Origin of the sequence: Desulfosalsimonas sp., from assembly GCF_046483245.1 — a bacterium.
Taxonomy (GTDB): domain Bacteria; phylum Desulfobacterota; class Desulfobacteria; order Desulfobacterales; family Desulfosalsimonadaceae; genus Desulfosalsimonas.
The window spans coordinates 1-18,084 of the sequence record NZ_JAWODO010000053.1; the positions used below are offsets into that span (position 1 = coordinate 1).

The following is an 18,084-nucleotide window of genomic DNA, read 5'->3' on the forward strand; positions in this document are numbered from 1 at the left end:
GGGCGAGCCTGTGGATAAGTCGGGTTTCATGGATCGACCGAGACGACCAGACCATGACCCAGATCAGGCTCGCGGGGGTGTTCCCTGTCCAAAGGCCACAGCTCGACCCAATAGCGCGCGCGGGGCGAATGGCTGGGCCATGCTGACTATTGAACGGTCGCGCTTGTGGCAAGGACAGGAGCGGGGCTTTGCCCTACACCCCAGCAAGGGGGCGTTGCCCCCCTGCACCCCCCCTTTGCCATGAAAGGGGTTTCCGCTTCAGCGGAGCTCTTCCGACACTTCCCGTCACCGTCTTGACCCGTACCACCACGCGGAAACAAAGGACGGGGCCTTGCCCCGGACCCCGCGCAGGGACACCCTGCAATTTTTGACAAATGCAAGGCCCCCGGCCGCCCCAACAAATGAAAACAGATTGTTTGGGCGGCCGCAGAAATGCAAATCAATCCACAGCAACGCAGGAACTCGATTCATGGAAAAGGAATTTGATTTTTTCAGTGACCACTCTGAGGCCTTTCTGGAAATGGCTTTTTGCCCGGACTACCTGGAACGCCCGACCCGGCCGGACGGCTACGGAAAAAACACCGGCGACTGCGGTGACACCGTTGAAGTATTTTTGTCCGTTGACCAGGGCCGCATCCAGGAAATTTCCTTTCAGATCGACGGATGCATCAATACCCGGGCATGCGCCAATACCATCGGCCGCATGGTCCATGGCCGGAAACTGGAAGATGCCTGGACCATAACTCCCCGCGATATTATCAATTATCTCCAGACGCTGCCTGAATCCTCACACCACTGTGCGGAACTGTCCTGCGGCGCGCTGTACCGGGCCCTTGCCCATGCCCGGACAAATATTCGCGATCCATGGAAAAAGAATTATATTTTCAAATAAGTCCCAGGCGGTGATCGGCAAAGCGGTGTTTAAAGCCCTGCACTCGGCTGGCATTGGACGGAATGTGAAATACTCACAGATTTGATGTCAAACAATTCATATGCATGATCTAATCGCTACACTTATTGCCCGTTTCCGGGATCTGGCTGCGGTTACCGACGCATTCGGGAATCTGATGTATCTAAGCCCCGCCGCCCGCCGGCTGCTGGGGGTGGCGCCGGAGGCCGACGTTACCCAACAGCACATACATGCAGTCCTCTGCAGCGGCAACAATGGCTTTTCCGCAAACTCGGATTCTGATGACAGTGTGCCGGAACCAGGACCGGAAGGCCGACCGATTTTCGGCGCAATCATGTCCCATCATTTACAGGATGGCCGTATCGGGGGTTTTTCCTACCAGCTTCACCCGGGTGCACAAAAATCCGCCTTCCAACCCGGGCCGATGCAACAACAGCCAGATGGGCAAACCGGTGTTGCCGGGGAAAACAAAGCTCCCGGCCGCAGCGCACATGCCGGTATCCTGCAGCAAATAGAAATCTCCCAGGTCTTTTCCGCCCTTGCCGAGCCGGTGATTGTATACGACCCGGCCGGCACTCCGGTCATGGCCAACCCGGCGGCAATCCATATGATGGGTTTTGATCCCACGGGTATGCCCTGGCGAATCTTTATTCAAAAAAAAGTCCTGCTTTATCCCAACAATCGTGCGGTACCCTTTGATCAACTACCCTGCAGCAGAGCCCTTGCCGGGGAAAAGGTGCACGATGAAAAATTTATCCGAACAGATTCCAAGGGCAGGGAACGGATCTATGAATTCAACGCAGTGCCCCTGCTCCACCAGGGTCGAATTGCGGGCGCGGTCACCGTGGTCCGGGACGAAACCGAGCGAAGCCGGCTCATGGACCAGCTGGAAACCGAACGCACGGCCCTGCAGGCCATTATTCACAGCGCCCCGGAAGCCATCATCGTGGTGGATGAAGAATGCCGCATCGTCATGACCAATCCCGCGGCCAGAAAATTTTACCAGCAGACCCCGGCAAACGGAATATCCGGAACCATGGGACCCGGATACCATGACAGCTCTCCGCCCTATGATCCTGTGGACCTGCCCCTGGCCCGATCCGTATTCCAGGGAGAGATGATCGTGGACCATGAACTGGCAGTTGGCCTTCCCGACGGCAAATGCCGGCACGTGCTGGTCAACACCGCTCCCATACGCAATCCAAGAGGGCATATCACCGGTGCGGTGGGGGTATTCCATGATATTACCCAGCGCAAGCAGGAGCGCCTGGAATTGGAGCAAGCGCGCACTGAGCTGGAAAAAAGGGTGGCGGAACGTACCGCAGAACTCACCCACACGGTGGAAACCCTGAGAGAAGAAATCGAGCACCGCAAAAAAATCGAGGCCAGACTCCAGGATTCCCAGGAAAAGCTTCGGCATTTTTCCCACAGGATGCTGCACACACTTGAAGCCGACCGCCAGAAAATTGCCCGGGAACTCCATGACAGCCTCGGGGCAAGCCTTGCGGCCATCAAGTTCAGCCTGGAAGAAAAATTATCCCAGATGCCCCCGGATCCGCCCGATCATATCCTGTCCCTGGAAAGCATTGTTTCTTATCTGATGACGACAATCAAGGAGACAAAGCGCATCTCCGCCAACCTGCGCCCCACCATCCTCGATGATTTGGGGCTGCTGGCGACTATCACCTGGTTCTGCAGGGAATTTCAGTATTTCTACCCCCATATCCGGATGGAGCAGCAAATCCGGATTCAGGAAGAAAATATCGATGAGCCATTAAAGATCGTGATCTACCGGATTTTACAGGAAGCCATGAACAATGCCGCAACCCATGCAAATCCGGAAAACATCCGGCTGGTGCTGGAAAAAAACGGCGGCCGCATCCAGCTGGCGGTCTCCGACGACGGGAACGGATTTGATCCGGATTCCCGGCTCCGCGCTTTGGATCCCATGAGCGGGCACGGCATTCAGGGCATGCAGGAGAGAGCCAATGTGTGCGGGGGAAATTTTGAAATCCACTCCCGGCCGGAAAAAGGCACCCAGGTGATTGTCAGCCTGCCCCAACAAGCCCGGGAGCGTACCTGTTAACCGGGGTAACTGTCTTTGTGTACCAGGCCCTGTTCAATGGCAAACGAGGTCAGGGCTGCGGCGCTGTGCAGATCCAGCTTGCCCATGAGATTGGAACGGTGCTTTTCCACGGTCTTGACGCTGATATGGAGCATGCCGCTGATTTCCTTATTCAGATACCCCTCGGCCAGAAGTTTGAGCACCTCGCGTTCCCGTTGGGTGATGTTGTCCCAGGCAGAGCGGGTTTTCATCTGCTTGCGGCCTTCAATGTAGCCTTCCATGACGTTATCGGCTATGCCCGGGCTAATGTAGGTTCGGCCCTTGAGCACGCTGTTGATGGCCACCAGGAGTTCCTCCCGGCTGGCATCCTTGATGCAGTAGCCGTTGGCACCGGCATTAAACGCCTCAAGCACGTACTGATCGGATTCATGGATGGTCAACGCCAGAACGGCAACCTCCGGATACAGACGCTTGGACTCCTTGATCACACTGATGCCGCCGAGCCGTGGCATGGAAAGATCCAGCAGCAGCAAATCCGGCGTGTTTTCGCGAATGACTTCAAGGGCCTGCAGACCGTCTTCGGCCTCTGCGATTACCTCCAGGTCCTTGCGGCTGTCCAGCATGGCTTTTAAGCCGTCGCGAAACAATTGATGATCTTCAACAATGACGATCTTTTTGGTTTCCATGGAGGTCTTTTTCCGTCCCTCATCCCGGAGTGGATCATAAATGGCAGGCAATGCAAATGATCATAGGCCATACTCTCTTATTTTCTATAAAAAAAACCGCCGCATGTCAACACAAACGACATTGCGGCGGCAGTACTTTGAAAATACACGCAAAAAAAAGCGTCAGGCCACCCGGGCAAAAACGGCGTATTCCTCAAAATCCCGGATTTCATTGCTCAGGTAGTGCCTGAGTTCCTCCATGATCTGTTTTTCAAGCTGCCGGACCCGCTCTCTGGAAAGCCCCAGGCGATCGCCCAGCGACTGCAGGGTCATGGGAGAGTCGGAATAAATCCGCAAATCCAGGATCTCACGCTCCCGGAAAGGAATTTTTTCCCGAAATTCCCGCACCTTATGATTCACCATACTATCGATTTGCCGCTCGGAAACCTCCTCTTCAATGGATTTATCCTCATCGACCCTGAGAAAATCCACCCAATCCGTATCCGAATCTTCGTTTAACGGTGCATCCAGGGAAATGTCCCGGTTGAGCAACCGCTGGTCCATATCCACGATATCTTTTTCCTCAACCCCGCATCGCTGTGAAAGGCGCTTGGAATCGGCATCAATACCCATGGCCGAAAGTTTTCTGCGTTCCTGCTTGAGCTTGTAAAAAAGCTTGCGCTGGCCTTCGGTGGTCACCACCTTGACCATGCGCCAGTTGTCCTGCATATATTTCAGGATATAAGCCTTGATCCAGAAGGAGGCATAATAGGAAAATTTGACGTTGCGATCGGGATCATATTTTCGCACTGCCTGCATCAGACCCACGTTGCCCTCCTGGATGAGGTCGAGCAGATTGCGATTCCAGAACCGCTGAAATTTTAAAGCAATCTTGACCACCAGCCGAAGATTGGAAACCACGAGTTCATATGCGGCCTGGTCATCATCGTGATCCTGGACCCTTGCAGCCAGGTAGCGTTCCTGTTCCCGGTTAATGAGTCCGTGGCTGCGGATATCAGCCATGTATTGCTGGACCGGATCAAATTTCCTTCTGCCGCTTTTAAATTTTTTCTCTGCAGCTTTGCGGGCCTCCACGGTTTGTTGGATATCTGCGTATAACGGCTCCGAATGACTGTTGCGAGACGGGGCGGCAGGGCTGTATGCAGGATCATGAAACATGGTAAAACCTCCTTGACGCAAAACGGGTTGTCACCTAAAAGACACGGTTGCCAAAAAAATCTTGGAGCTTACTGTTGAATTTAGGTATAAAAAAATCATCCTGGAAGATACATTGGGGATGGACTGTATTTTGCAGTAAGAAAACCCGTAGAAGCATACAGGATTGACCGTAGTGATCCGGGCAAAACACTCTGAACACCAGCACAGGCGAGGAAAAAGACAATGAGACAAGCACGTTGGGTTGCATGGGCGGCCGTGGGCATGCTGCTTATTTTCACCATTCCGGGGTTGGCCCGGGAAAAAGCAGAAATCAGTCCGCAGAGCCGGTCCTGCCTGGGCTGCCACAAAACCGCGACCCCGGCCATTGTGGCCGACTGGCAAAACAGCCGGATGTCGCAAACCACACCGGCACAGGCCATGGAAAAAGACCAGCTTGAGCGGCGGATTTCTGCTGATGCGATTGCCGGGCATCTGGAAACCGTTGTGGTGGGATGCGCGGAATGCCACACCCTGCGCCCTGAAACCCATGCGGACAGCTTTGCCCATGCCGGACAGAAGGTTCACACCGTTGTCACCCCGGAGGACTGCGCGGTCTGCCACAGCCGGGAAAGAGAAGAATTTTCCAACAATCTCATGGCCGAAGCCCACGGCAACCTCATGGACAATTCCCTTTATGACGCGCTGATCACGGCCGTCAACGGCCGGCTTTCCATAGATGATAACAATGGCCTTTCCCAACATAAACCTGATGAACAGACAAACGCAGATTCGTGCCTGTTTTGTCACGGCACAAAACTGACCGTGGAAAAAACCGCCGAGCGGCAGACATCCATGGGCCCCATGGAATTTCCGGTGATCCGGGGTTGGCCCAACCAGGGCGTCGGCCGGATCAACCCGGACGACAGCCGGGGGGCCTGCTCGGCCTGCCATCCACGGCACCGGTTTGCCATTGAGACGGCCCGCAAACCCGAAACCTGCTCCCAATGCCACAAAGGACCGGACGTGCCGGCCTACAAGGTCTACAGGGTCAGCAAGCACGGCAATATTTACAATGCCGGCAAGGCTTCGGAAAAATGGGACTTTTCCGCAGTGCCCTGGACTGTGGGAGAGCATCTTGAGGCACCCACCTGTGCCACATGTCATGTGAGCCTGCTCACGGATGCAAACAACCGGGTGATTGCCGAAAGAACCCATCAAATGAACGACCGCTTGGGACGACGGATTTTCGGACTGCCCTATGCCCACGCCCATCCGCAGTCTGCCGACACCACAAAGATCCAAAGCAAAGACGGCCTTCCGCTGCCCACAGCCCTTGATGGCACGCCGGCAGAAGAATTTCTCATCAGCAAACAGGAGCAGCAAAAGCGCACCAGGACCCTGCAGCAGGTCTGCCTGAGCTGTCACAGTACCGGCTGGGTTGAGGGCCATTTCAATCGTCTGGCCAACACCGTTGAAACAACCAATGAGCAGGTGCGCACAGCCACGCAGATCCTGGAAAAAGCCTGGCAAACAGGTGCCGCCCGGGGTCCACAATCCCGAGCCAGCCCGTTTGACGAACCCATTGAACGCATGTGGACCGAAACCTGGCTGTTTTACGCCAACTCCGTGCGGTTTGCCTCTGCCATGGGCGGGGCGGATTACGGGGTCTTTGCCCAGGGAAGATGGCATCTGACCCGCAGTATCCATAAAATGGCTGAAATGGCCGAATCCGGGGCCGTCTCCAGCCGGCAGGCGCCGTAACCGCCCCCGGAGATGGGCAGGGTTGATTTTTCTTTGGAAAACTGACAGAGTGAATATGATTTACCTTTTGAAAGGATCAATATATTGTCTTTGATATGCTTATCAGCCAGCCCCGGTCCGAAAGGGCTTTGCCATGTATAGAAAACGAGCGGGCGAAGTCCTGCGAATCGAGGCCGAAGGCATTGAAAAACTTGCGGCCCATCTTGATGACCAGTTTAACCGGCTGGTGGACCTGATCTATCAGTCCCGGGGCCGGGTGATTGTGGCCGGGATCGGGAAATCCGGGTTAATCGCCCGGAAAATCGTGGCCACCTTAAACAGCACCGGCACCAGATCCCTGTTTCTCCACCCGGTGGAGGCCATGCACGGGGATCTGGGCATTGTGTCTGCAGATGACGTGTTTATCGCCCTTTCCAACTCCGGGCAAACCGATGAGCTCAACATCCTGATTCCCAGCATCCGCAGTGTGGGCTGCCCGGTGGTGGCCTTTACCGGAAATTCCCGCTCAAGCCTGGCTGCCCAGAGTGACCTGGTCATTTACGTAGGCGTGGAAAAAGAAGCCTGCCCCCTGGGACTGGCACCTACGGCCAGCACCTCGGCCCAACTGGCCATGGGCGATGCCCTGGCAGTTGTGCTTCTGGAAAAACGCAAATTCAACACCAGTGATTTTCAAAAATTTCACCCCGGCGGCAATCTCGGCCGCCGGCTGTCTTACGGGGTGGCCGATATCATGCTCACCGGCGAGGCAGTTCCCACGGCAGCCGCCGGCACATCCATGGAACAAGCACTGGCAGACATGGAAAGGTGCCGGCTTGGGGTTATTTTTATTGTTGACCGGGAAAACCGGCTTTCCGGCATTATCACAGACGGGGATATCCGGCGCATGGTGGTGCAGAAGATATCGGTGTATGAAAACACCGTGGATACCATGATGACGCCTAACCCCAAACATGTGCATCCGGCAACGCCGCTTTACGAGGCCTTAAACATCATGGAATTCCATCAAATCACCGTGCTGCCGGCAATTGATGAAAACGGCACGATCGTGGGGGCCCTGCATCTTCATGACATCCTGGGAAAAGGCGCACTGAAATTCAACCCGGTCTGATTGCGCCACAGCGCAAGAAAACCGAATTTGCATACAATACAAAGACCTGTTTGGAAAAAAGCTAAATGACGATATACACCAATATTAACATGGACATGGACACCCGTATCGACATCCTGGGCGAGGCCAAGATCGAATCTCCCATTGCAAAGGAATTAAACGGCTCCAGGCAGGAGATTTTCAAGGACGACAATGAGCGGGTGTTAATCGAACTTGAGGCCAAAAAAATCACAGAAGCCATCCAGGAAGGCACAATCCCGCCATCATTTGAACTGGCCGGGCCCCGAAAAAAAATCTATTTTGATCCCAGCAAGCTCAAATGCGCCCTGGTGACCTGCGGCGGCCTGTGCCCGGGGTTAAACAACATCATCCGCTCTATTGTCCTGGAGTTGTATCACTCCTACGGGGTGAGACATATTTACGGCATCCGCTACGGCCTTCAGGGATTTATACCCGAATACCAGCACGATGTCCAGGATCTGAGCCCGGCAAACGTAGTGGACATTCATGAAATGGGCGGCTCCATCCTGGGCTCCTCCCGGGGCCCCCAGGATATTGAAGTCATTGTGGACTGCCTGGAGCGGATGAACATCGGCATCCTGTTTATGATCGGCGGCGACGGCACCCTGATGGCGGCATCCAAAATCGATGCCTCCATCCGGCAGCGGGGTCTGAAGATCAGCGTTATCGGCGTGCCCAAAACCATTGACAATGACATTCACATGGTTTCCAAGTCCTTTGGATTTGACACCGCCGTGGACATTGCCACCGGTGCCATCAAGGGGGCCCACAAGGAGGCTGAAGGCTATCCCAACGGCATCGGGCTGATCAAGCTCATGGGCCGGTACTCCGGGTTTATCGCAGCCACGGCCACCCTGGCCCAGCAGGATGTCAATTTCGTGCTCATCCCGGAAATCGATTTTGACCTGGAAGGACCAAACGGCCTGATCACAAAGCTCCAGGAGCGCCTGGCCCAGCGCAAGCACGCGGTTATCCTGATTGCAGAAGGCGCAGGCCAGAAATTTTTCGAATCCCACAAGGCGGAATATGATCCTTCCGGCAACATCAAGCTCCATGACATCGGGCTGTTTTTAAAGGAACAGATCCAAAAATACTTTGCCGCCAGGGACATGGACATATCGCTGAAATATATTGACCCCAGCTACATGATCCGCAGCCTGCCGGCCAATTCCAATGATCACGTGTATTGCACGTTTCTGGGAAGGGATGCGGTGCATGCCGGCATTGCCGGCAAGACCAACATGATCATCGGCCATTGGAACGATCATTTCGTCCACGTGCCGGTGCCGCTGACCGCCGGCAAGCGAAAGCATGTAGTTGCCGGCGACAAGCTGTGGCAGACCGTGCTGGAGGCCACCGGCCAGGGCAGCCTGGTCCATCCATAGATGCCGGTTTAAGGGGCAATCTGCACAAACCGGCTGTCAATGACATCCAGCAGGTACAGACGTTTTTCCGCCTCGCCGGAAGATAAAAAACGCGTTTTTCCGGTCACCCCTTCATAGGCGGACATCTCAACCAGGGCTTTTTGAAGGGCGGGCCGGTTGGCGAGCTTTTTTTCCGCCAGCTGGCGGCAAATCATCATGGCCGAATCATAGGCCACCGCCTCAATAAACCCCGGAGGCTCGCCGTAAATCTCTTCAAAATCGGAGACAAACTCCGTTACGGCCGGATTTTGACTATGGGCAAAAAAGCCCTCCGGGATCACAGTCCTTCGCAGCTGTCTTCCGGCAATCTGTATCATCCTGGGAGAATGCCACAGATTGGTGCCCAGCAGATACACCTCATTGATATCGTGATACCGGAGCTGGGGAATGATCAAACCCGCTTTTTCGGGGCTGTCCGGGATGAAAACAGCATCAAAGTCCACAATCGGCTGCGGTTTGTCATCCTCTTCAGGCTCGGGCCGAATCCGCCGGTCCCCGGCTGTTTTCGGTGCCAATGGCGAAATCCCGGCCCATTGTGTTTGTGAAGGCATTTGGCTTTCAGGCATCACCGTTCGGATCAGACTTTCAGACTCTGCCAAATCCGGCTCCAGGGGCTTTAACTCCTCGGGCAGATCATAATACAGCCCCACCAGTTTTTGAATGGGTTCGGCAAAATCGGTCTGATCCGGATCATAGGATTCCGCCCCCACAATGCGCCCGCCCCTGGCCAGCACCTGATCCCAGAATTGGTGAAAAAAAGTCTCCCCGTAAGCTTCATCCGGGTAAAGCACGGCAAAACGACGGCAGCCCAGCTGCTGCACTGCATGGCTGACCACGGCGTCCACCTGCATCTCCGGGGTCAGAAAATTGCGAAACACGTAAGCCCCGGCTTCTGTCACGCCGGACTTCTGACTCAGGGCAATAATGGGCACCCCCTTTTCCTGGGCCTCGGCCAGGGGAGCGGAGCCGCCGGTCATGGGGCCGATAATCGCCGCCACCCCCTGATCAGCCAGCTCCTGAACCGCTTTTTTCGCGGTTTGCGGATCAGATCCGGAGTCCCGCACCAGCAGTTGTACCGGGGGAGAAATACCCATGCGGCTTCCCGCCTTGTAAACCGCCAGTTCCAGGCCTTTTAGCGCCCGCTGGCCGAAAACCTCGTACCGGCCGGACAAGGGAAGCACGCACCCCACCCGGTTGTCTTTGAAAAAAGCCTGGGCACTGATCCGCTGGATTTCCTCCCGGGCCTCTGCAGCCAGAGGGTGATCCGGAAACTGGTCTGCAAATTTCTGAAAAACCGATAAAGAATCGCCAATGCGGGCCTCTGCGGCCAGCCGCACTGCCTGCTGATACATGAGATATCCACTGGGCGGTTTTCCCTCCAGACTGTCGAGTTCGGCCTGGATCCGCTCTGGAGTCATGTGAAAAGCCGCAGCCAGCAAACGCCTACCCACCTGTGGCCGCTGCGGCTTGCCAGCGCGGTCAAATGCGGACAAAAACATTTCATATGCCCTGTCAAAACGGCCAAGCGCCATCCAGGCATCACCGGCCAGCAAATCCACGCGGAGCTGCCGGCTGGCATCCAGGCGGTCTTCCGAAAGCTGGCTCTGATACGCCAAGGCCCCTTGAAAGTCTCCCTGTTCCATATACGATCGCATCACACCCACCCGTGCTCGTCCGGCGGCATCGCTGTCCGGCATCACCCGGATCAGATCCCGGAACAACTCACGCGCCCGACCGTAATCCCGGGTGTGCATCTGTATCATTCCCAGTTTGAAACGAGCATCAGCAGCCCGGGCCCCGTCTGGATTTTCCTCCAGGTACCGGGAATAGAGCTCTGCGGCATCTGAATAAGCCGACTGCCCGTATTTTTGCTCAGCTTTTTCAAACAGGACCTGCCCCGGCTGCCCGTCTTTGAAAATATCGCGAAACGGCCTGTCCTTGGGTGCGCATGCAGTGACCAAAACAAGCAGAAACAAACAGATTCCGATACTGTATTTTTTATTCATAACCCTGACTTTTCCCGAATGAACAAATAAAGACCGTCTTGACACCCTCCCTATACAAAAGATACAGTAATATATCAACAGGATTCCCGTTTCTTCAAACAGCCGTGCACCCCTAACCCCAACACAGGTATGAAAATGCGCAAAATCCGATTTTTCATCTTTCTTGCCGCCGCATTGCTGGTCGCCGGGACCACGGGCGAGGCCCGGATCTACCGGTACACGGACAATAACGGCGTCACCCGTTACACCAACGACCTGTCAAGCGTGCCGGAATCATACCGGAACACGGCAGAAGCCACCAGGGAAATTCCGGTCCGGCCGGCCAGGGCCGAAGATGGTACCAAAGCCACAAAACCCGGGGCCGAGGAAAAGGCAGATGAATCCAAAACCTTCCAGGACATGGAAGAAAGACGCCTGGAACTGGAAGCCAAAAAGCAGGCCCTGGACGAGAAATACCAGGATCTGATCCGGCAGCAAAAAAAATTAAAGGATGCCGGAAAACAGCTCAAAGGCAAAAAGCAGGTCAGGGCCCACAGGGAAAAGGTCCAGGCCCTTAACGAAAAGATCCGGGCCTATCAGGAGGAGCAAAACGCCCTGAAAGCAGAGATCGAGCAGTACAACAAAGAAATGGACGATCTGCGCGACGGAAGCTGAGGCAACCCGGCATCCCTAACGGGCCTGCCAGGAGGCTTCTTCCAGCCATCGGGCCAGAGCTTCGGCATGTTCCCCGGCCCTGGTGATGGCAATACCCTGAAGGCTTGCCACAAACAGATCATGATCCTTGGGAATCGTTGCAGCCACCTTTTCCGGATCCAGCCGGGAGGTGATCATGCCCTCGATCTCCGCCTCGCTTTTGTTGATCACAAAATAAAGGGGCCGGCCTGCATGCCCGGCCATCTCGGCCATCTTGGCGGCCAACTTCAGGGATTCCGCAGTGGGATCCACCACTGCAAGCATCACATCCGCGCACCCGATCACGCCCCGGCCGAAATGCTCCACCCCGGCCTCTGTGTCCACGATCACCACCTGACCGGGGTTCACCCGCAGGCTTTCGAGAAATCGGGTGGCAAGCATGCCCATGGGACAGGCGCACCCCTCTTTGTAATCATGGATCTTTCCAATGGAAACCACGCGGATATTGCCGGTTTCTGAAACGCAATCCCCGGGCAGATCCACCATGGACTGTTCCATGGGAAAGACGCCCTGGGGATTTTCGGAAATGGGTGCGTTTATTTTTTCCTTAAACCCCTTTTTGCCTCCAAGGCTTTCCATTAAGTCCATGGGCGGGTCCACACCGATCAAGTGGGCGATGCCGAAATTGGACTCATCTGCATCCACCAGCAGCACCTGGCGGCCCATGGCATCAAATGCCCGGGCCAGCATCACCGAAAGGGTGCTTTTGCCACACCCGCCCTTGCCACAAATCAATATTTTCATATAACCTCCTATAAAACTGCACAACGCGGCATCACCGCCGCAATTGAAAGACAATGGGAATCTCCAGGCCAATCGGGGGATCCCCGGCATCCGGGGGCGGCGGATCAAAAGGCCCGGCAGCGCGCACGGCTTCCACAGCAGCGTTATCCAGGCTGGAAAATCCGGAACTTTCCACCACCTCCGGATCTGAAACCCGGCCTTTGGAGTCCACATCAAATGACACAATCACCCGGCCTTCCTGCCGGCGCTGTCGCGCAGCGGCAGGATACTGCTTGTTTCGTTCAATGGCCGCCCGGATACCGGAAAAATAGGCGGCCATAACATCGGCATCCGCCTTTGCGGGCTTGGGCGGCTCCGGGCTGTCATCAACGGTTTCAAACGTTTCCGGGCCCTGCCATTGGGCCACCTGCTCGGACACAACCTCCGGCGGCCTTTCTTCGGGCACAGCTGTATCCTCGGCCTGAATCTCCGGCAGCCGGGGGGCCTCCGGGGCCGGCATATCAGGCGCAGGATCCGGAGGGCGGGCCGGGGGGTTGGGCACCGGCGACCCTTCAGGTTCTGCTGCTGTATCAACGGTCACCTCAATGACTTTTTCCGCAGAAGAAGGCGATACCTGCCGAAACTGCCAGAACAAACACAGATGCACGCCCACAGAGAAAATCACCAGCATCCAGAACAGCCAGTTGATCTTTTGGAAATATTTCCTAAACCCGGCCATATGGTCTGCACTCAAGGCCTAGTGCCGGTTTTTTCAGTTGCCAAAAACAGGCGCCCGGCGCCCGCGGCCCGGGCAATGTCCATGATATTGACCGCAGATTCAAGATCCACGGACCGGTCTGCCTTGACCATCACCAGGCTGGATTCGGATGCAGCGCTCAGCCGGTTTTCAAGCCTTTGCTGCAGATCATTTAAGGCCACCGGCTCCTCTCCGATATAGATCTTGTCATCCCGGTCCAGATAAACCGTGATCTCGTCGGTCTCCCGGGCAGCCGCAGAGCTGGATTCCGGCAAATTGACGTCTATGCCGGACTCGGAAATAAAATTGGTGGTCAGCAGAAAATAAATCAGCAGCATAAAAACAATATCAATCAGGGGTGTCATTGGCGCCTGCATCCGGTAACGCTCTTTTTTCTTTCTGTGCACCAGCATGGCTGCCTCCTTAGTTGCGTCCGGTCAGGGCAGTAAGAAAAGTGACCGCACCGTCCTGAAGCCGGGCCTCGTAGCGCTCCACCCGGGCCAGCAGATAGCTGTGGATCACCATGGCCGGCAGGGCCACGGCAAGCCCCAGGGCGGTGGTGAGCATGGCCTCCCAGATGCCGCCAGCCAGTACTGCGGCATTGACCTTGCCACCCATTTCCTGAATCACCATAAAGGCCTTAATCATGCCGATGACGGTTCCCAGCAGGCCCAGCAGAGGCGCAATATTGCCGATGGTGGCAAGGGCCTGCAAATACCTGGACAAACCCCGGACTTCTTCTTCGGTGGCATGAATGATAACAGTTTCCAGAACCTCCCGGTCTTCGTTGCGGTAATCCATTGCCTTTCGCAATACCCGGCCCATGGGGGAATTGCTTTGTTCCGCCATCCGGGCCGCCCCCGGGGCATCGCCGGATTTGAGCAGGCTGATGACTTTCTCAGCCAGCCCTGCACCCCTGGCGCGCATGAGGGTAAAGCGGATCACCCGCTCCAGGAAAATGGCCAGCACAAGCACGGAACACAGCAAAATGGGAATCACCAGCACTCCGCCCTTTGCAATAAATTCAAGCGTCATTGTTCTTCTCTCCTTCTACCGAATCTTAATCTATCCGTCTGCTTCTTCGCCGGGCTCAGTGTGAATATCGGCCACGCCGTCATAATCCAGATCTTTGGAACGCTTCAACAACTGCTGATTCTCCCCGTAGGTCTCCCAAACATCTGCGCTGCCGTCGCCCGTAGTATCCCGGCGGATTTCGGAAAGACGCCCCTGTTCATACGAATACCAGGCATCCGGCGCCCCGTTTCCGGTTAAATCTTTTTCCGCGAAAACCACCTGCTCATCTTTGTCATAATACCAGGTCATGTTCAAAGACCCGGCATCATCGCCGTCCCGTGTCTGCTGCTTGATCAGGCGGCCGCCTTCATCATACCAGGCCCGGCGCTCTGGCCGGCCGTCGCCGTTTTTATCAATTTCCACCATCTGTGCGCCAATGCCGGAATCAAGAAACACAACTGTTTCAAATCGGCCGTCATGATCCTTGTCCTGAAAAATCTGACACTTTTTCTCCCCGGTGTAAAACCGGCGCCAGTCCGTCTGACCATCATGATTGGTGTCTTTTTCCTCCCGCACCAGGTTCTGATTTTCATAATACCGGGTCTTTTCTGCAACACCGTCGTCGTCTGCGTCAATGACCATCTTTTTGGCATTGCCGGTTTCATCCAGGTATACGGTCTGCTCGGGATGGCCGTCATAATCGGCATCGTTTTCCACCCTGGCGGGTTTGCCGTTTTTATAGAAAACGACCCGGTCAAATTTCCCGTCCTGGTTGGTGTCGTATTCCGCCTTTTGCGGCTGCGTGTTTTGGAAAAAAACCTGTTTGTCCCAGCGGCCGTTTCCGTTTTGGTCCATCCGCCGCTTTTGTATTTTCCCGCTACGGTATGTCTCAAGGAGATCAAAGGCGCCATTGCCGCTGGTATCCTGCTTTTTGACCGCCAGCTGCCCGTTTTCATATTCCATAACCGTGTCCAGGCGACCGTCTTTTGTAGAGTCGGTCTTCTGTCTGGTCACCCTGCCCTTGCTATCAAACTGGAGGGTTTTTTGAACCCGGCCCTGGTCATCGAACCGCTCCTGGCGGGTGCGCTGATCATTGTCATAAAAATCACGGACATCGATTTTGCCGTTGCCGGTGGTATCACGTTCAATGCGCACCAGGCGGCCGTTTTCATAATACTGGAAGCCGTCCATGTCCCCATCGTTGTTTTGGTCCACCAAAAGCTTGATCAGGCGGCCGGATTTGTCAAAATGGGCAATCTGGTCCACTTGCCCGTCATCATTGGTATCGCGTTCGAGGCTCCGGTCATTTTCCGGCTCATCAGCCCAAACGACAGCTCCATGCCCCAATATCCCGGCCACCAAAAGGCAAACCACCGCCAAGACGGCAGCCAGAGTGGTCATTTTTTTTATCATGCCTGCAAACATACGGACATTATCCAATATTGGCAAATCATCGGTCATCATCCATTTCAAAGCAAAAAAGCCACAAAGTGTTCATTCCCTTTGCCGGGAAATACAAACCTTCGTGGCTTCGTCACTGCTACCCGTATTAATGCCGCGCACCCAAAAAACGCAAATCACAGCGGCAAATTTGTACAATCAAAAAATTCCATAAGACGCCTTCTGACGCCGTTAAATATTTTATTTTACCCAATTTGTACCACAAGTCAAGCAAATTACCGGCACTGCCTGCACCCCCCGGAAAAAACAGCGCGTGGTCCATGATCGGGCTAAGAAAAAAGCCCTGCTCCCAAAAAGAGAGTCAGGGCTTTTGATTTTCAGAACGAAATCCGGAAAAATTACAGCTCAAGCCAGGAATCGGAATAGAGCTTGCGGCCGAGGATCACATCCACGGTCTTGACATAGTCGGCCAGTTCTTTTTCATACTGGCTGGCATCTACGGGCTCGTCCATGGCTTTTTGGATCACGTCCACGATTTCCGGATGTTTTCCCTTGGCAATGGCGGTCAATTTCTCATCCAAGGGATCGGAAATCACAGAATACATGCCGTAGCGCTCCAGCATGACCATGTAGGTCTGATTCAAAATGGGGCGCAGATAAGCCGGCGGGCCGTTGGAGATATTGGACAGCCCGCAGGTGCTTTTGGCGCCCGGAGCGATATCCTGAAGCATCATGTAAAAATTCATCAGGCTCACCAGCTGTTCCTGCTGAATGTTGACCGGGGTGACAATGCCGTCGACCCAGATCTTTTCATTTTCAATACCCGCTTCATTGGCTGCATACAGCAGTTCCACGCACAGCGCCGCCCGCTCGTTTTCATCCCTGGGCAACCCTTCAGGGCCCCACATCAGTGCGATGAAATCGGCATTGTACTCTGCGGCAATGGGCAGCATTTTTTCATACCGCTCGGGCCGGGCCATGATCGAGTTGATCAGGGGCGGCTGGGCAGTGGGCTTATAGACCTTCAGGCCTTCTGCAATGGCATCAATATTGGAAGTATCCAGGGCCAGGGGCAGCTCAGTGACTTCCTGCACGGTCTTGACCACCCAGGGCATCAGTTCGGTGCCGTCTTTCTTGGCCGGGCCGAGGTTGATATCTATATAATCCATTCCCCGGGCTTCCTGGTCCTTGACTTCCTCCTGGATGGGGGCTGGATCCCGTTCCTTTAATGCCTTGCCAATTTTCTTGGACATGACATTCAAACTTTCGCCTATCAACAGCATGGAGAACCTCCCTTTGTTGGTTCTGCGTCCGGCACAGACAATAGGTCCGGGCCGGATTCTCGGTTATTGTCTTTGCTTCAGGAATGCCGGAAGGTGCGGGGCTTCCCGCGGCCCGACCGTCACGGTCCAGTCCGGAAGCTCTTCTTCGATCTCACCGGTAATGGAAGCGGCATAACCGGGAATAATCAGCTCCTTGTTTTTGACCTTGTCGGCAATGCCGCACTTTTTCACAAACATGCCCACATCATCGCCGGCAAATTTTCCGGCCGCCCACGCGGTGAGCACGGACAGGCCTTCGGTGTCTTTGACCAACAGCCAGGCCGGAACCTTGCTGCCTTCAATCTCGCCGGAGACAATAAAATAGGTCAAAGCAAAGTTGGTGGTGATCAGCACCGGTGAATTCTCATCCGGGTTGCCGATGGGGTAGATGTCTTCCACCACTGTCATGGGCCGCTGCGGGTCGGTGAAGATATTGAGCCGTTCGAGCAGCAGGGCAAACAGGGATTCACTGGCAAAATCCGACATCACGCAAATGGCGCCGTACTTGGCGATGAACATGGAGGCCAGAAGCGTTTCCATGTCCAAATTGGATGCCATTTCGCACGGAAATACAATGGTCGGATACCCAACCGAACGATTGCTCTTTTTCAGGGCTGCCCGGCGAATGTTGACCTGGTCTTCATAGGCCTGCTTGACATCCCTGGATCCGGCATCAATGACGATTTTTTTAAACCCTTCATCCCGAAGCTTGTCGGTCATCTCTGTGAGGCCTTCCACAGAATCGGCCTTGATGGCCAGGGGCAAATCGTTTTCCTTTGCCAGTGCAGAGAAATCGTCAAAATTGTCCTTGGTGGCCGCGTAAATCAGGGGATTTTTAAACTTGCAGACCTCCACGCCGGCCTTCATCACATCGAGATTTTCCGACATCAGAATGAGATTGAATTCCGAGTTTTCAGCAATCTTTTTGGCCTTGGCGGCAAAGGCGTCGGCATCGCCGTTGGCGTCCTGCAGGGCCACAAGTTCGGGCCGCAGGGTAAAGCCCACGCGCTCGAACTGGAAAGCATTCCATACTTTGAGTTTCTGATCCAGTTCCTT

Annotated in this window: 17 protein-coding genes; 7 read left to right on the plus strand and 10 right to left on the minus strand. The window is 55.0% G+C overall.

All coding sequences use genetic code 11. The annotated features are described in order from the left end of the window. Window positions 1-469: 469 nt before the first annotated feature. On the plus strand, window positions 470-892 hold the full coding sequence (locus R6U41_RS05430) for an iron-sulfur cluster assembly scaffold protein (RefSeq protein WP_410268817.1): 423 nt from the start codon (window positions 470-472) through the stop codon (window positions 890-892). Between the two features lie 175 nt (window positions 893-1,067). Beyond that, window positions 1,068-2,996, plus strand: coding sequence for a PAS domain-containing protein (locus R6U41_RS05435; protein ID WP_410268818.1), 1,929 nt, complete (start codon window positions 1,068-1,070; stop codon window positions 2,994-2,996). Here R6U41_RS05435 and R6U41_RS05440 read toward each other — a convergent pair. Then, window positions 2,993-3,661, minus strand: a complete 669-nt coding sequence (locus tag R6U41_RS05440; RefSeq protein ID WP_410268819.1) for a response regulator — start codon at window positions 3,659-3,661, stop codon at window positions 2,993-2,995. The two genes, R6U41_RS05435 and R6U41_RS05440, sit on opposite strands and share 4 nt — an antisense overlap. A gap of 162 nt (window positions 3,662-3,823) precedes the next feature. After that, complete coding sequence (locus R6U41_RS05445) at window positions 3,824-4,819, minus strand: RNA polymerase sigma factor RpoD/SigA (RefSeq protein ID WP_410268820.1); 996 nt, start codon at window positions 4,817-4,819, stop codon at window positions 3,824-3,826. A gap of 222 nt (window positions 4,820-5,041) precedes the next feature. Here R6U41_RS05445 and R6U41_RS05450 point away from each other — a divergent pair, with 222 nt between their 5' ends. The 3 genes from R6U41_RS05450 to R6U41_RS05460 all read left to right on the plus strand — a co-directional run bounded on the left by R6U41_RS05450 (window position 5,042) and on the right by R6U41_RS05460 (window position 9,073). Continuing rightward, window positions 5,042-6,559, plus strand: coding sequence for a multiheme c-type cytochrome (locus tag R6U41_RS05450; RefSeq protein WP_410268821.1), 1,518 nt, complete (start codon window positions 5,042-5,044; stop codon window positions 6,557-6,559). 133 nt (window positions 6,560-6,692) lie between these two features. Beyond that, a complete protein-coding gene (locus R6U41_RS05455) occupies window positions 6,693-7,667 on the plus strand; it encodes an SIS domain-containing protein (protein WP_410268822.1) in 975 nt (324 codons plus the stop codon). 65 nt (window positions 7,668-7,732) lie between these two features. Continuing rightward, window positions 7,733-9,073 (plus strand): ATP-dependent 6-phosphofructokinase, encoded by a 1,341-nt coding sequence (locus R6U41_RS05460; protein WP_410268823.1) that lies wholly within the window; start codon window positions 7,733-7,735, stop codon window positions 9,071-9,073. 8 nt (window positions 9,074-9,081) lie between these two features. Here R6U41_RS05460 and R6U41_RS05465 read toward each other — a convergent pair whose 3' ends face one another. Continuing rightward, complete coding sequence (locus R6U41_RS05465) at window positions 9,082-11,118, minus strand: penicillin-binding protein activator (protein ID WP_410268824.1); 2,037 nt, start codon at window positions 11,116-11,118, stop codon at window positions 9,082-9,084. A gap of 135 nt (window positions 11,119-11,253) precedes the next feature. Here R6U41_RS05465 and R6U41_RS05470 point away from each other — a divergent pair, with 135 nt between their 5' ends. Beyond that, entirely contained in the window at window positions 11,254-11,772 is a 519-nt protein-coding gene (locus tag R6U41_RS05470) for a DUF4124 domain-containing protein (RefSeq protein ID WP_410268825.1), read from the plus strand. 15 nt (window positions 11,773-11,787) lie between these two features. On the opposite strand, the gene R6U41_RS05475 is transcribed toward R6U41_RS05470, so the two are convergent. From R6U41_RS05475 to R6U41_RS05495, 5 genes are read right to left on the minus strand one after another with little or no spacing between them, the layout of a single operon-like run. Then, window positions 11,788-12,555 (minus strand): P-loop NTPase, encoded by a 768-nt coding sequence (locus tag R6U41_RS05475; protein ID WP_410268826.1) that lies wholly within the window; start codon window positions 12,553-12,555, stop codon window positions 11,788-11,790. 31 nt (window positions 12,556-12,586) lie between these two features. Continuing rightward, window positions 12,587-13,288 (minus strand): TonB family protein, encoded by a 702-nt coding sequence (locus R6U41_RS05480; RefSeq protein WP_410268827.1) that lies wholly within the window; start codon window positions 13,286-13,288, stop codon window positions 12,587-12,589. Further along, on the minus strand, window positions 13,285-13,704 hold the full coding sequence (locus R6U41_RS05485) for an ExbD/TolR family protein (protein WP_410268828.1): 420 nt from the start codon (window positions 13,702-13,704) through the stop codon (window positions 13,285-13,287). Before R6U41_RS05485 ends, R6U41_RS05480 begins: the two co-directional genes overlap by 4 nt. Window positions 13,705-13,714: 10 nt before the next feature. Next, window positions 13,715-14,326: a MotA/TolQ/ExbB proton channel family protein gene (locus R6U41_RS05490; protein ID WP_410268829.1), complete on the minus strand. Its 612-nt coding sequence runs from the start codon at window positions 14,324-14,326 to the stop codon at window positions 13,715-13,717. A 30-nt stretch (window positions 14,327-14,356) separates the two neighbouring features. Beyond that, on the minus strand, window positions 14,357-15,571 hold the full coding sequence (locus tag R6U41_RS05495) for a hypothetical protein (protein ID WP_410268830.1): 1,215 nt from the start codon (window positions 15,569-15,571) through the stop codon (window positions 14,357-14,359). Between R6U41_RS05495 and R6U41_RS05500 the strand changes: the two genes are divergently transcribed. Then, on the plus strand, window positions 15,554-16,030 hold the full coding sequence (locus R6U41_RS05500; RefSeq protein ID WP_410268831.1) for a hypothetical protein: 477 nt from the start codon (window positions 15,554-15,556) through the stop codon (window positions 16,028-16,030). The genes R6U41_RS05495 and R6U41_RS05500 overlap by 18 nt on opposite strands. Window positions 16,031-16,104: 74 nt before the next feature. Here R6U41_RS05500 and R6U41_RS05505 read toward each other — a convergent pair whose 3' ends face one another. Together R6U41_RS05505 and acsC are read right to left on the minus strand one after the other, a co-directional pair. Beyond that, complete coding sequence (locus R6U41_RS05505) at window positions 16,105-16,989, minus strand: dihydropteroate synthase (protein WP_410268832.1); 885 nt, start codon at window positions 16,987-16,989, stop codon at window positions 16,105-16,107. A gap of 63 nt (window positions 16,990-17,052) precedes the next feature. Continuing rightward, on the minus strand, window positions 17,053-18,084 hold a 1,032-nt coding region (acsC, locus tag R6U41_RS05510; protein WP_410268833.1), incomplete at its 5' end, for an acetyl-CoA decarbonylase/synthase complex subunit gamma.

Excerpts from the sequence above, each read along its gene's own strand:
- R6U41_RS05430 (WP_410268817.1), top strand. The coding sequence starts at position 470 with ATGGAAAAGGAATTTGATTTTTTCAGTGACCACTCTGAGGCCTTTCTG.
- R6U41_RS05435 (WP_410268818.1), top strand. The coding sequence starts at position 1,068 with ATGTATCTAAGCCCCGCCGCCCGCCGGCTGCTGGGGGTGGCGCCGGAG.
- R6U41_RS05440 (WP_410268819.1), bottom strand. The coding sequence starts at position 3,661 with ATGGAAACCAAAAAGATCGTCATTGTTGAAGATCATCAATTGTTTCGC.
- R6U41_RS05445 (WP_410268820.1), bottom strand. The coding sequence starts at position 4,819 with ATGTTTCATGATCCTGCATACAGCCCTGCCGCCCCGTCTCGCAACAGT.
- R6U41_RS05450 (WP_410268821.1), top strand. The coding sequence starts at position 5,042 with ATGAGACAAGCACGTTGGGTTGCATGGGCGGCCGTGGGCATGCTGCTT.
- R6U41_RS05455 (WP_410268822.1), top strand. The coding sequence starts at position 6,693 with ATGTATAGAAAACGAGCGGGCGAAGTCCTGCGAATCGAGGCCGAAGGC.
- R6U41_RS05460 (WP_410268823.1), top strand. The coding sequence starts at position 7,733 with ATGACGATATACACCAATATTAACATGGACATGGACACCCGTATCGAC.
- R6U41_RS05465 (WP_410268824.1), bottom strand. The coding sequence starts at position 11,118 with ATGAATAAAAAATACAGTATCGGAATCTGTTTGTTTCTGCTTGTTTTG.
- R6U41_RS05470 (WP_410268825.1), top strand. The coding sequence starts at position 11,254 with ATGCGCAAAATCCGATTTTTCATCTTTCTTGCCGCCGCATTGCTGGTC.
- R6U41_RS05475 (WP_410268826.1), bottom strand. The coding sequence starts at position 12,555 with ATGAAAATATTGATTTGTGGCAAGGGCGGGTGTGGCAAAAGCACCCTT.
- R6U41_RS05485 (WP_410268828.1), bottom strand. The coding sequence starts at position 13,704 with ATGCTGGTGCACAGAAAGAAAAAAGAGCGTTACCGGATGCAGGCGCCA.
- R6U41_RS05490 (WP_410268829.1), bottom strand. The coding sequence starts at position 14,326 with ATGACGCTTGAATTTATTGCAAAGGGCGGAGTGCTGGTGATTCCCATT.
- R6U41_RS05500 (WP_410268831.1), top strand. The coding sequence starts at position 15,554 with ATGGGCAATCTGGTCCACTTGCCCGTCATCATTGGTATCGCGTTCGAG.
- R6U41_RS05505 (WP_410268832.1), bottom strand. The coding sequence starts at position 16,989 with ATGCTGTTGATAGGCGAAAGTTTGAATGTCATGTCCAAGAAAATTGGC.